Source organism: Paenibacillus sp. FSL H8-0168 (assembly GCF_038592955.1).
Taxonomy (GTDB): Bacteria; Bacillota; Bacilli; order Paenibacillales; family Paenibacillaceae; genus Paenibacillus; species Paenibacillus polymyxa_B.
On sequence record NZ_CP151948.1, the window covers coordinates 3,922,840 to 3,936,263 of the forward strand.

General features: G+C 45.8%; 11 protein-coding genes. 1 reads left to right on the forward strand and 10 read right to left on the reverse strand.

The window, feature by feature from the left end:
- Nucleotides 1-68: 68 nt before the first annotated feature.
- The 4 genes from dnaJ to hrcA all read right to left on the reverse strand — a co-directional run bounded on the left by dnaJ (nucleotide 69) and on the right by hrcA (nucleotide 5,102).
- A complete protein-coding gene (gene dnaJ, locus MHI21_RS17260) occupies nucleotides 69-1,196 on the reverse strand; it encodes a molecular chaperone DnaJ (protein WP_220025626.1) in 1,128 nt (375 codons plus the stop codon).
- 248 nt (nucleotides 1,197-1,444) lie between these two features.
- The gene (dnaK, locus tag MHI21_RS17265) at nucleotides 1,445-3,289 is read right to left on the reverse strand and encodes a molecular chaperone DnaK (protein WP_013311171.1); all 1,845 of its coding nucleotides are present in this window, start codon (nucleotides 3,287-3,289) and stop codon (nucleotides 1,445-1,447) included.
- A gap of 87 nt (nucleotides 3,290-3,376) precedes the next feature.
- Complete coding sequence (gene grpE, locus MHI21_RS17270; RefSeq protein ID WP_013311172.1) at nucleotides 3,377-3,949, reverse strand: nucleotide exchange factor GrpE; 573 nt, start codon at nucleotides 3,947-3,949, stop codon at nucleotides 3,377-3,379.
- 121 nt (nucleotides 3,950-4,070) lie between these two features.
- Nucleotides 4,071-5,102: a heat-inducible transcriptional repressor HrcA gene (gene hrcA, locus MHI21_RS17275; protein ID WP_013372178.1), complete on the reverse strand. Its 1,032-nt coding sequence runs from the start codon at nucleotides 5,100-5,102 to the stop codon at nucleotides 4,071-4,073.
- Between the two features lie 327 nt (nucleotides 5,103-5,429).
- Here hrcA and MHI21_RS17280 point away from each other — a divergent pair, with 327 nt between their 5' ends.
- On the forward strand, nucleotides 5,430-5,996 hold the full coding sequence (locus MHI21_RS17280) for a hypothetical protein (protein WP_342418585.1): 567 nt from the start codon (nucleotides 5,430-5,432) through the stop codon (nucleotides 5,994-5,996).
- Between the two features lie 82 nt (nucleotides 5,997-6,078).
- Here the strand turns inward: MHI21_RS17280 and MHI21_RS17285 are convergent, their stop codons facing one another.
- The 6 genes from MHI21_RS17285 to gpr form a co-directional block, all read right to left on the reverse strand.
- Nucleotides 6,079-6,555, reverse strand: a complete 477-nt coding sequence (locus MHI21_RS17285) for an N-acetyltransferase (RefSeq protein WP_013311174.1) — start codon at nucleotides 6,553-6,555, stop codon at nucleotides 6,079-6,081.
- A gap of 157 nt (nucleotides 6,556-6,712) precedes the next feature.
- Complete coding sequence (gene hemW / locus MHI21_RS17290) at nucleotides 6,713-7,900, reverse strand: radical SAM family heme chaperone HemW (RefSeq protein WP_342418586.1); 1,188 nt, start codon at nucleotides 7,898-7,900, stop codon at nucleotides 6,713-6,715.
- A 479-nt stretch (nucleotides 7,901-8,379) separates the two neighbouring features.
- Nucleotides 8,380-10,194 (reverse strand): translation elongation factor 4, encoded by a 1,815-nt coding sequence (lepA, locus tag MHI21_RS17295; protein WP_342418587.1) that lies wholly within the window; start codon nucleotides 10,192-10,194, stop codon nucleotides 8,380-8,382.
- A gap of 71 nt (nucleotides 10,195-10,265) precedes the next feature.
- Nucleotides 10,266-10,778, reverse strand: coding sequence for a hypothetical protein (locus MHI21_RS17300; RefSeq protein WP_342418588.1), 513 nt, complete (start codon nucleotides 10,776-10,778; stop codon nucleotides 10,266-10,268).
- Nucleotides 10,779-10,805: 27 nt separating this feature from the next.
- On the reverse strand, nucleotides 10,806-12,065 hold the full coding sequence (locus MHI21_RS17305) for a stage II sporulation protein P (protein WP_342418589.1): 1,260 nt from the start codon (nucleotides 12,063-12,065) through the stop codon (nucleotides 10,806-10,808).
- 223 nt (nucleotides 12,066-12,288) lie between these two features.
- The gene (gene gpr / locus MHI21_RS17310; protein ID WP_039272306.1) at nucleotides 12,289-13,290 is read right to left on the reverse strand and encodes a GPR endopeptidase; all 1,002 of its coding nucleotides are present in this window, start codon (nucleotides 13,288-13,290) and stop codon (nucleotides 12,289-12,291) included.
- Between the last annotated feature and the right edge of the window lie 134 nt (nucleotides 13,291-13,424).

The following is a 13,424-nucleotide window of genomic DNA, read 5'->3' on the forward strand; positions in this document are numbered from 1 at the left end:
AACTATCCCGCAATTACGGAATAGTTTCCTTTGATTCATGGTTGAAGCTCCGCGATTCCTAATTGGGCTTAGTCGCCTCGGAAGGCGCGCTTTACACGGTCAAAAAAAGACTGCTCATTCTCATGTGTCTGCTCTCCGCTAAGCGAAGAGAATTGACGCAGCAAATCCTTTTGTTCCTCACTCAACTTACTAGGCGTTACCACAACGACCTTAATATGCTGGTCACCCTGACCTACGCCACGCAGTTTTGGCACACCTTTTCCTTTAAGACGGAAGTAAGTACCTGTTTGCGTACCTGCTGGAACTTTCAGCTTCACTTTCTCGGTCAACGTCGGGATCTCGACTTCATCTCCCAATGCTGCCTGTGAGAACGTCAGCGGAATTTCACAATAGATATCGTCTCCCTCACGCTCAAAGAAGTCGTGCGATTTCACACGGAACACGACGTACAAGTCACCTGCCGGTCCTCCGTTGACACCGCCTTCGCCTTCACCGTTAATACGCATTTGTGCGCCGTCATCCACACCCGCTGGAATGCGGATATGAATTTTACGTTGCTTCCGTACCCGACCCGAACCGCTACAAGTCGTACATTTTTCTTTAATGATTTTACCGGAACCGCCGCAATTGGAGCAGGCGCGTCGATTAACCATACGACCAAACGGTGTATTCTGCACCACTTCTTCCTGTCCGCTGCCGTGGCAGACGGAGCAGGTTTGTGGTTGAGTACCCGCTTTGGCTCCCGTACCGTGACACGTATCACATGTTTCCGTACGTTCAATATGAATGTCGGTTTCTTTACCGAACACCGCTTCCTTGAATTCAATCGTCATCGTATATTGAAGATCGTTCCCACGTTGCGGTGCATTCGGATCACGTCGACCGTTGCCGCCGCCAAAGAACATATCAAAAATATCGCCAAACCCGCCACCGAAGTCGGCGCCACCACCGAAGCCGCCTCCCATGCCCTGGTTCGGGTCTACATGACCATACTGGTCGTATCTTGCCCGCTTCTGACCATCGCTGAGAACATCGTAAGCTTCTTTCACTTCTTTAAATTTAGTTTCCGCGTCCGCAGCCTTGTTCACGTCCGGATGATACTGACGCGCAAGCTTACGGTAAGCCTTTTTGACTTCTTCATCCGAAGCGCCCTTCGCGACGCCCAGCACCTCATAATAATCACGCTTATCAGCCAATGTTCCACCCCCATGCCTACAACGTGTCTGCACTACATATAAAAGGAAAGCCAAAGGCACGGGATGACCCGGCTTTGACCTTCCCATCATTTCAAGGCAGTACAACCCGTAATATGCTTATTTATCTTGGAAATAACTGTTACCCTTCGGCTAATTGTTATTTATCAAGGCAGCTACGCTGCAATTACTATTCAGTATATCATAACGCATCGGTGTACCGTAAAGCTACCACATACCCGATCCGTAGCTTAGTCTTTCTTCTGGTCTTCGTCAACAACTTCATAGTCCGCGTCAACCACATTGTCGCGGCCTTTGCTGTCTGCTGCACCATCTTGAGCTTGTTGAGCCTGTGCTTCTTGAGCAGCTTGCTCATACAGCTTCACAGACAATTGCTGAACGATTTCAGTCAGTTCTTCAGTAGCTTTTTTGATGTCTTCCAGGTTGTCGGTTTCCAGCGTTTTTTGCAGATTTTCTTTAGCTGCATTTGCTTTTTCGACTTCGCCTGCATCCGCTTTTTCGCCCAGATCTTTAATCGTTTTGTCTACGGAGTAGATCAGTTGATCCGCAGCGTTTTTCGCTTCTACCAAATCTTTGCGTTTTTTATCTTCTTCCGCATGCAACTCGGCATCCTTCATCATACGTTCTACTTCCTCATCGCTCAAGCCGCTCGAAGATGTGATCGTAATTTTTTGGCTTTTACCTGTGCCTTTATCTGTAGCGGATACGTTCACAATACCGTTCGCATCCAGATCAAAGGTAACTTCGATTTGTGGTACACCACGTGGTGCTGGTGGAATATCTCCCAATTGGAAACGCCCCAACGTTTTGTTGCCTGCTGCCATTTCACGTTCACCTTGCAACACGTGAATTTCTACGCTAGGCTGATTGTCGGCATACGTCGAGAATACCTGCGATTTGCTCGTAGGGATCGTCGTGTTACGATCAATCATTTTAGTAAATACGCCACCTGCAGTTTCAATACCGAGGGACAGTGGAGTTACGTCAAGGAGAACGACGTCTTTCACATCACCAGTCAGTACACCCGCTTGAACTGCCGCGCCCAAAGCTACCACTTCATCAGGGTTTACGCCTTTGTGAGGTTCTTTACCTGTCAGCTTTTTGATTGCTTCTTGTACAGCCGGAATACGTGTGGAACCGCCGACCAGAACGATTTTGTCGATGTCGCTGGCACTCATGCCTGCATCTTTCATCGCTTGACGAGTAGGTCCCAAAGTACGTTCTACCAGACCTTCAGACAATTCTTCAAATTTCGCACGAGTCAGGTTCAACTCCAAATGCTGTGGAACGCCATCAGCTACTGTGATAAATGGCAAAGAAATCGTCGTTGTCAGTACGCCAGACAGTTCTTTTTTCGCTTTTTCCGCTGCATCTTTCAGACGTTGTACAGCAGCTTTATCTTTGCTCAGGTCAATGCCTTGATCTTTTTTGAACTCATTTACGAGATAATCAATAATCACTTGGTCAAAGTCATCGCCACCCAGCTTGTTATCGCCGCTTGTTGCTTTAACTTCGAAGAAACCGTCGCCCAGTTCCAGAATGGATACGTCGAATGTACCACCACCGAGGTCATACACGAGGATCGTTTGGTCTTCGGATTTTTCCATACCGTATGCCAATGCTGCTGCTGTTGGCTCATTGACAATCCGCAGAACTTCCAGACCGGCAATTTTACCTGCATCCTTGGTTGCTTGACGTTGACCGTCATTGAAGTAAGCTGGAACAGTGATAACAGCTTGAGAAACCGTTTGTCCCAGGTAAGCTTCAGCATCGGATTTCAGCTTTTGCAAAATCATAGCGGAAATTTCCTGTGCGGAATATTCCTTGCCGTCAATGCTTTCTTTATGATTTGTACCCATGTGACGCTTGATGGACATGATTGTACGATCTGGGTTCGTAATTGCTTGGCGCTTTGCCGTTTCCCCTACAGTACGTTCTCCATCTTTTTTGAAGCCAACAACGGAAGGGGTTGTGCGTGCGCCTTCCGGATTTGGAATAACGACCGCTTCGCCGCCCTCCATAACAGCCACACAAGAGTTGGTTGTACCTAAGTCAATACCGATTACTTTGCTCATCGGACAATTCCTCCTTCTGTATATACGAGGCCCGCAGGCCAGAATGGTTGAATCAAAATGATGTATTTCTAATGTATATTGAAAAAGCTACATGCTCACTTTTACCATCGCTGGACGAAGCACCTTGTCCTTCAGCATGTATCCTTTTTGTACCTCTTCAACGACGATGCCTTCCTCATGCTCTTCGCTCTCCACCTGCATAATAGCCTGATGGAAATCAGGATTAAACGGTTGTCCCACCGAATTCATGGCCGTTACTCCCTCTGCCTGAAGCACACTCTCAAACTGGCGGAAAATCATTTCCACGCCTTTGCTGAATGACTCAGACTCCGCTCCTTGCGGTGCTGTTGCCAGCGCACGCTCGAAGTTATCCAAAACAGGTACCAACTCGGTAACCAGCTTCATAGATGCATATTTGGCAAGGTCTTCTTTTTCTTTCAGCGTACGACGGCGAAAATTATCAAAATCCGCCTGAGCGCGTAAAAACCGTTGCTGATGCTCTTCCGCCTGAGCGCGAAGCTTAGTCAGCTCTGTTTCGCTTTCTTGGTCTTCCAGTGCCGCCGCTTCATTAACCGGCTCTTCCTGCTGGCTCGTTTCGGCGGCTTCCTCTGTGCTTACATTTTGTTGTTTTTCTTCTTGGAAAGCTTGTTCTTCCTTCAAAATGTTTCACCTCCTTCAAGTCATAACTACCTTTACAAAAACACGCAACAATGCACCCGCGCAGGATACAAGCCGTATCCCGGCGCGGAACATGTAGTACCGCAACCTATGCGGTCTTGTTCTATTTAAACCGCTGCGTTAGCATTGCGGTCAAATCCTTAGACAGGATACCCAAAATATTAATAACTCTCGCATATTCCATCCGTGTCGGACCCAGTATGCCTATAGTGCCCAACGCTTCTCCGTCTACTGCATACGTAGCAGTAATTAGGCTACAATTGGCAAACGCCTCATGATCATTTTCAGTGCCGATGCGGACTTGAATTTCAGGTGCTCCGGCAACAGGTGTCATTAGTTTAAGTAGCGTTGGTGTTTCCTCCAGCAGATCGAGAATATGTTTAACCTTTTCTACATCTTTAAATTCAGGTTGATTGAGCATGTTCGTCGCACCGCTCAAATACAAGCGCTGATCCGATTCATTATCCAGTGCTTTATCCAGCACCTTCATAGCGTCCTCAAAATGAGACACATGCTTCTCCATCTCCTGACCAAGTGCGGTGTAAAGACGTGATTTAAGCTGATAAATCGGCACACCGACCAGCTTGCTGTTCAGTAAATTCACAACCTTCTCCATCTCGGAAATCGAAATTCCCGGTGGAATATCTACCGTTTTATTCTCCACCTGACCGGTATTGGTCACGATTATCGCCACAGCCGTCGTTTCGTTGAGCGGCAGCAGCTGAAAATGACGCAATGAAGTATGAAAAACCTCCGGCCCAAGCAGGATGGAAGTATAATTGGTCATATGGGACAAAATGCCTGACGCATGCTGGATCACTTGCTCCATTACATTCAGCTTTTCGGCGTAAAAGGCTTTCAGTTCCCGCATTTCCATAGGCTTCAGCGTATTCAGTGGCACCAGATGGTCCACATAATAACGATAACCTTTATGAGACGGGATGCGTCCCGCTGAAGTATGGGGTTGCTCCAGATAGCCCTGTTCCTCCAAATCCGACATTTCATTACGGATCGTGGCCGGGCTGAATCCGACATCCTGCCTTTTGGATATGCTGCGGGAACCCACTGGCTCAGCCGAACGAATGTAGTCATCAATAATCGCATTCAGAATGAGTCTCTGACGTTCGGTTAACAAGCGAATCCCCCCTTGTTGTTTATCCATAATAGCATGATTGTTAAATGGAATCATTAGCACTCGTTCGCGATGAGTGCTAACCGTTAATACAAAAATACCAAACCGACCTGATCATTGTCAAGTCAGATCAGTATTTTCAATAAACAAGATTTATCACAACAGTTTAGTTTACTGGAATGAATCCACAACGTTTACGATTTTTCACGAAAAATCTCAATATCCAGCGTATAAAAACCGTATTTATGTATAGTGACACAGAAAATAGAAAAATTCGAGACTATGGCTCCATACCATTATAGCTTCTTTGTCCTTTAGGAGGAATTAAATTTGAGAACTAATCGCCGCAATCTTTTATACGCATCGATCGCACTTTTACCTACAATTTGTATGTTTCAGATTTTAATTGAGTTGTTTCCGTATACAGGACTAGGAAGAATAGTTGCTTTGCCATTGGTTTTCATCCTGAATGCAGCCCTTATTATTTCAGTCATCCATTTAATTCGTAAATTAAGCCCCCTGTGTTGTGCCTTAATCTTGGTTCCTACAATACTTTTAAGCATATGGAATACCATTTTGTTTTACCCTCAAGAATTCAGTCCAAGTATTCCCAAGCAAATAAAATACAGTATATCGGCAATACAACATTACGATGATTTAACACTAGCCGGTTGGGAAGGATATACATATAGTCCAAGCAGAAGCGGAGCGTCTGAAAGATATGTTGTCGCCTTGTATAAATATAAACACCGAGTTCCATTAGACGGCACTGCATACTTTTATAATGATACTGATTATCATAAGGACCATCCCATAAGAAGCCTGAATGGAATACCTTCCGAACTGGAGCCTCATCATCAATTCATTTGGTGGTTGCTCAAAACATATGAGAAATGAATCAGGATTAAACAATGTAGGCTGTATAATATACGCATGATTAGGTCCTGAGGAAAAAAGAACTGACCTCATTATTGACAGGTCAGTTCAGTACTTTCAACACTGCGATTTCATCACAATTGTTTTGTTTACTACAGTGAATGCAGTCGGTCCATACCTTTTCAGGGAAAATCTCTTTGCTTACTACATCAAAACCGTTTTTTATAAAAAAGGAGACCTCGTAGGTCAATGCCATAATTTTAGGAATACGTTGCCGCCGTGCTTCTATAATAAGGCCCTCCACGAGCTTGGAGCCAATACCCATACCTTTGTGTCCCTCAGAGATGCCAAGGGAGCGAATCTCTACCAGATCAGCGCCCAATTTGCATAAAGAACCACAACCAACAACTTCGCCGTCCACCTCTGCAACAATAAACAGCTCCAGTTGGCGCGTAAGCACTTCCCTCGAACGTGGCAGCATAATCCCCCGCTCTGCATAGCCGCTAATCATTTGATATAAAGGCTCCACATCCTCAGGAACCGCACTTCTGCACAATACATCTTTACACACTGAAGCCATCTTGCTCTCCTCCTGCCGCTTGCCGCATATAATGAATAAATATACAACATAACGCATAGAATCGCAATACTCCATTTACCCTGCTATGACAGAATGGTGTTATAAAATGATCGTCCCAGCTTATAAAGTTGAAACGTACTGTACTGAAGCCTACGACTTATGAATTTACCGTGATAGAACCGATGAACTCTGCAAATACATCATTTCCGAATAAAATGCCGCGTTCACTCAAGCGATAACCGTCCTCAATGGATTCGATTAACCCGGCATTAAGCATTTTTCCGAGAGGAGCAGTAAATGTATCCTCTAGCGCCTGACCGAATTGAGCTTCAAAGCGGGACTTAGAAACGCCCTCTAGCATTCTCAAACCGACCATAAGAAAATCCTCCATAGCTTCCGCCGCTGGCACCTCAAAGCTATCCAGACGTGGCAAACCATTACGACTAGCCTCCACATAAGGGTTAATACCCTTAATGTTCATATGACGCTCTCTGCCAACATATCCATGTGCCCCTGCGCCGAGACCGTAATAGTCTTCATTTCGCCAATAGGTCATGTTGTGCTTGCTCCCCAAACCTGGTTTTGCGAAATTGCTAATCTCATACTGCTCATAACCCGCTTCTTTCATGCGACGCATGAGAAGTAAATACATTTCCAGTTCATCATCCTCGTGTGGAAGCGGTAGCTGATTTTTCTGATACAGCGTGTGGAAGAGCGTGTTTTCTTCAACCTTCAAGCTGTAGATAGAGTAATGAGGAAGCTCCAGCTCTAGTGCTCTACTCACGCTTTCATGCAGCATGTCCACCGTTTGATTCGGCAAACCAAACATCAGGTCAATCGACAAGTTGTCCAAGCCGACCTTACGGGCGTTTTCCAAACTACGATATACGTCATCTGTACTGTGAATACGACCTATGCCTGTGAGTAGCTCATTCTGAAAAGCCTGTACACCAAAGCTCAGTCGATTGACGCCGCCTTCTTTCATCACAGAGAGTTTTTCAAAATCAGTGGTGCCTGGATTGGCTTCCATGGAAAACTCAATATCTTCCGCCCAATGTGGGAAATAGGTTCGGACACTCTTCAAAAAATATTCCATTTCCTTCGGGTTTAGGGTTGTTGGTGTTCCACCCCCGACAAAAATGGTTTTAATCTCTCCTGGCGGGTGAAGCTTGACTGTATATTCCATCTCCCGTTCCAGTGCATACAGATATTCCATAACAGGTTGATCCTTGAGCACATAAGAGTTGAAATCACAGTAAAAGCATTTATTCGTGCAAAAAGGTATATGCAGGTAAACCGCTTGAGGGGCGGATGAATGTTCATGTTTTTGTATGGATGCGGTCATACCGATCCTCCTTGTCAATTCAGGGAATAGTGAAAAAATGCGCCGAGTCGTGTTCAACCGCTTCGTGTTCCTTTTGATCTTCTGATCGCTGTTACTCCAGATTCAAATGAACCACTCCCCTGCTGTACCAACATCGGTCATTTTTTTGTGGTGTAGGTGTTGCAGTAAGAGTAAAGCATCTTTAGAAATACGCTAAAGATGCTGTTGTTATACTATTTTTGCAACTGAGATAACAAACACTCCATCTCTGGATAGCTTGCTCAAATAAATAACGTCCATTCTCCATGCACGGCAAATGCCCCATGAAAGAATGGACGAATACCGCTTGGAATCAAGCGGATCGTAATACCTTAGGGTACTCACAGAGTAATTGTACCTAAGCTACTACAGGATCATGCTGTTGTTGCTTATGTGTATTCAATTCATATACACAATTCTGATGTATCGAATTCAATACGATGCTGCTGATTCAAGCGGCTTTACTCATCTATTTTCAGTACCGCCATAAATGCTTCCTGTGGTACTTCTACGTTACCGACCTGCTTCATACGCTTCTTGCCCTCTTTTTGCTTTTCAAGCAGCTTCCGTTTACGAGAAATATCGCCGCCGTAGCATTTGGCCAAGACGTTTTTACGCATCGCCTTAACGGTTTCACGCGCCACAACCTTTGTTCCCACAGATGCCTGGATCGGCACCTCGAACATTTGACGCGGGATGAGCTCGCGCAGCTTCTCACAGATAATACGTCCGCGATGATAAGCCCGATCTCTATGCACGATGAACGACAGCGCATCGACCTGCTCGCCATTCAACAAAATATCCATTTTCACCAGGTTGGACTGGCGATAGCCTGAAATCTCATAATCAAAGGAAGCATAGCCTTTGGTACTTGATTTAAGCTGATCGAAGAAATCATATACGATTTCAGACAGCGGAATTTGATACGTAATGGTTACCCGTGTCGTATCCAGGTATTCCATATTTACGTATTCTCCACGCTTGGTTTGACAAAGCTCCATCACCGTACCTACGTAATCATTAGGGACGATAATACCTGCTTTTACATAAGGCTCTTCCACATGTTCAATCCGTCCGATTTCCGGATAATTCGATGGATTGTCGATCTGGATCGTTTCCCCATTCGTCAACTTTATGCGGTAAATAACGCTTGGTGCTGTTGTAATCAGCGGAATGTTAAATTCACGTTCAATCCGTTCCTGAATAACGTCCATATGAAGCAGACCAAGGAATCCACAACGGAAGCCAAAACCCAACGCGCTTGATGTTTCTGGCTCAAAGCTGAGCGAAGCATCGTTCAACTGTAGCTTTTCAAGCGCCTCACGCAGATCGTTATACTCCGATGTTTCGATTGGATACAGACCGCAATAAACCATCGGATTTATTTTGCGATAACCTGGCATCGGTTCTAATGTTGGTTTTTTTGCATCTGTCACCGTATCCCCGACACGCGTATCGCCCACATGCTTAATTCCGGCAACGATAAAGCCAACATCACCGATATTCAGCTCGTCCACGATGTTCATACGCGGCATAAAAGCACCAACTTCAATAACCTCAAACGTTTTGTCAGTCGCCATCATTTTAATTTTCGAACCGGCTCGGATACTACCATCCACGACGCGAACATATACGATAACGCCTTTATAAGGATCATAGTGCGAATCGAAAATGAGTGCCTTGAGCGGATTATCCGGATTACCTTGCGGAGCAGGTACACTTCTGACCACCTGCTCCAAAATTTCCTTGATACCGATTCCAGCTTTGGCTGAAGCATGTACGGTCTCGCTTGTATCCAAGCCGATAACATCCTCGATTTCCTGTTTTACCCGCTCAGGATCAGCACTTGGCAAATCAATCTTGTTAAGCACCGGCAAAATCTCCAGATTGTTATCCAACGCCAAATATACGTTAGCCAACGTCTGTGCCTCGATTCCCTGCGCGGCGTCTACTACCAGCAAAGCACCTTCACAGGCCGCCAAACTACGGGATACCTCATACGTAAAATCGACGTGTCCCGGTGTATCAATCAAATTCAAAATGTACTCTTCGCCGTCATCGGCCTTATAAGTGAGTCGCACTGCCTGGAGCTTGATCGTAATTCCGCGCTCCCGTTCCAGTTCCATCTGGTCAAGCACTTGCTCCTGCATTTCACGAGAAGTGAGTGCACCGGTATATTCTAAAATCCGGTCAGCCAGCGTGGATTTACCATGGTCTATATGTGCAATGATACTAAAGTTCCGAATTTTACGTTGTCTTGCCAAAATGTCAGTCATGCCTTACCCCCACACAATGCCTAGTGTCAATCAGCTTATTATAGCAGTTGTAAGGGGGGTCAGCAATATTTCTATTCTGTTACTCCGTCAAATACAGATACGACCCATCGAATGCCCTGTCTCGACAGGTTTTGAAGCAACCCAGCTGTTTTGTCCGCCATGGTATCCACCGAGGCTTGCTGTTCCTTGACGGCCAGCAGTTCACGCGGTGTCTCCAGGCCCTGAGTATTGACATGCTGCACAGTCGTCGAATACCACCTGGATGCCCCGTGCTCCGTCTGTTCCTCATTTTCTTCCCTTCCAGTAGCTTCGTTTATACCCACTCCCGTTGCCGGCTCAACATTAACATTTCCACTTGTGCTATACGTACCGCTATATGCACGAGTGTTAACTGCGGGTGTATCCTCAATAACCGTCTGTTCATATCCGACTTTCTGTTGATTTACCGATTGAATCGTATCCCCATTCCATTCCGGTCCATACACTGAACGCAGGCCAGATCCTGCCAGTTGCATACCGAGTAGAATACCTGCCCCCATGAGCAGTACAAATCCAAGTGCTTTCTTACGAAAATGTCCAGACATTCCCCTTCCCCCTTACCGCTACCTCATTTAATTGCCGCTGTTGCTCTTTTTTGTATCCGATACGTTAGTGCCCGCTTTCTGAGCTTTCTGATCTTCCCAATACACTTCACCGATCATGTCCGCCAAAACGTCCGAGGTACGTTTTAACTCCTCCTCGGTGTTGTCAACACCTCCGATTTCGATCAAAATACTGTGGGAAGACAAGCTTTGATTGTACTCACCGTTGTTGCCTTTGCCACCATCTTTCCCCCATACACCACGTGATACGCCGTGATACGATTTTTCCAGCTTTTCATGAATACGAGCAGCAAAAGCTTCATTCTCGCGCCAATTTTTGTTGTCATGCCCGATAATAAAATATACCTTGGCATAGGAAAGCCCATTAATGGTTGCTGTTGTTTTTCCGTGACGTTGTGAATCCCGATGGATATCAAGTAAATAAGTTAAACCTTTATTTCCAGCTAAAGCTTCCTTGACTGTTTCGCGTGAATATTTATAGGAGTAGTTCCAATTGTAATTTTGAACTGTAGTGGCATAATCCTTGTTTACATGCAACGTGGATATCCCTTGCTTTTCCAGCCTCTTCTTTACAAAGTCCCCTACCCTTGACACATTAGCTGATTTAGAACCTGAATTAGGATTGGAACTGGTTTTGCTGAGTAGTGGGTTATATGCTTCTCTGGGATGAGAATGGTAGATTAATATACGCTTGTCCCCTTTGGCTGTATCACTTGGATGATCCTCACGTACCGGGTCTGTTTCCGGTGTTGTCGGAATATCCGGCGTAGTAGTTGGTGGATTCTCAGATGTATCTGAGCCACCAGGGGCATCCGTCGTCCCCTGATCGGGCTGATAATCCGTAGGACCCTCTACCTTGGTGTTCCCCGAACCCTTGCGCAGCAAGACAGGTGCTCCTGCAGACATACCAGGAATCTCACGAGAAATGAGACTTTTAGGGTCCTGCGGATTAATACCTGTAAGCATCTGAAAAACAAAAGGCGACCATTGTTCACCCGACAACGAAGATTGCTGCTTCTTTTGTGCCAAATGAGGTACTTCCATACCTAGCATATCCGCGAAAAAACCGCTGGACACCGAACCTGCCAATCCTTTCATGGAAGAAACAGGAGAGGTTTGTAGACGATTTTCTGCCAATCCCCCTAGCCCCAAAACGACAAATAAAAGCGCCGAGCCCATGATCAGCAGCACAAGCGTATGTCCCATCGCCAAAATTTCGATACCTTTTCTTCTCCATCTTCCGACGTTCCAGGTCTGAATTTTTTTCATGTGAGCCTTGTCCTCCTTCGTCCCGTCGAAACCCGCTTTATTTAGGAACATAGGGTTCCTATCTGCTACGGAAATCTCTTATACTTCAACTCTATGAACGGAGAACAATTGCTAGAACACAAAAAATCTCTACTACAGGTATATCACCTCCCTTTTTGAAAGAGATTAGATTCCTGTTAAATAGAGACTTTTGTGTATGAAATACGATTTTATCAACCCTTGATTAATGCGTATATGCGGCGACATTGCCAGGATCAACAGCTTCGTGCAGAGCAGCGTTCAATCCAGTAGCAATGATGTTCGCGATATCTTCAATAAATTCATCAATCTCTTTAGGAGTCACAATCAGATCATGCCCCAGCGGTTGTAGGACCTCTCTCACAAGCCCAAGTCTCTCAGGTTCTGAAATATCGTCCAGCATCCCCAGGATTGCTTTTGTAGAAGCCTTTTCTTTGGTAAAATGTGTTTTCATCAGTTCAATTACGTTATTGACAATGGTCGAAGCGTAGCATACCGTTGGTACGCCGATAGCGATACACGGAACGCCCATAATATCCTTGGTGATACCGCGCCGCTTGTTGCCAATACCTGAACCTGGATGTATCCCGATATCGGCCACCTGAATGGTCGTGTTGACACGCTCCAGTGAACGTGACGCCAGAGCGTCAATGGCAATAATCAGTTCTGGCTTTGTGCGATCCACGATGCCTTGAACAATTTCACTGGACTCGATCCCCGTAATACCCAGGACGCCCGGTGCAATTGCGCTCACATCTCGATAGCCCGGGTTGATTTGATCAGGTGTCAGTTCAAAAAATTGACGAGTCACCATTAAATTTTCAACGACAAGCGGACCCAGCGAATCGGGAGTGACGTTCCAGTTGCCCAGACCTACCACCAGTACCTTTGCCGTATTAGAGATTCCTATTTTTTGTATAAAATGCTCCATTTCTTTTGCAAATGCAATAGCGACACGTTGCTGGAGCCCCGTGTCGCCTTCACGCAAGCCGGGTACTTCTAGCGTGACGTAATGTCCTTGTACCCGCCCAATACGGTTGGCTCCTTCTTCATTCAGTACATCCAGCCGTGTGATTTTGATTCCGTTATCTTCCTCCACGTTCTCACTTATGCCCGCCAAAGGTACAGGCTGATCCCGTTCGGCCAGTTCTCTTGCCTCTAATGCCAAATCCGTGCGTACCGCATACTTCTGCAAATCCAGATCCATCTTTTAAGCCTCCTTGGATACCATCTTTGACTATAGTGTGCGAGACACCCAACAGGTTTATGCACATCCATTTTCATCCTGTAATTCGCATCGCCTCAGAATGTTTTCTTATTGCAATTTGAGGTGTGGCATGC

Coding starts and splice junctions, on each gene's coding strand:
- MHI21_RS17285 (WP_013311174.1), bottom strand. CDS start 6,555: ATGGCTTCAGTGTGTAAAGATGTATTGTGCAGAAGTGCGGTTCCTGAG.
- lepA (WP_342418587.1), bottom strand. CDS start 10,194: ATGACTGACATTTTGGCAAGACAACGTAAAATTCGGAACTTTAGTATC.
- hemW (WP_342418586.1), bottom strand. CDS start 7,900: ATGACCGCATCCATACAAAAACATGAACATTCATCCGCCCCTCAAGCG.
- dnaK (WP_013311171.1), bottom strand. CDS start 3,289: ATGAGCAAAGTAATCGGTATTGACTTAGGTACAACCAACTCTTGTGTG.
- gpr (WP_039272306.1), bottom strand. CDS start 13,290: ATGGATCTGGATTTGCAGAAGTATGCGGTACGCACGGATTTGGCATTA.
- MHI21_RS17305 (WP_342418589.1), bottom strand. CDS start 12,065: ATGAAAAAAATTCAGACCTGGAACGTCGGAAGATGGAGAAGAAAAGGT.
- MHI21_RS17300 (WP_342418588.1), bottom strand. CDS start 10,778: ATGTCTGGACATTTTCGTAAGAAAGCACTTGGATTTGTACTGCTCATG.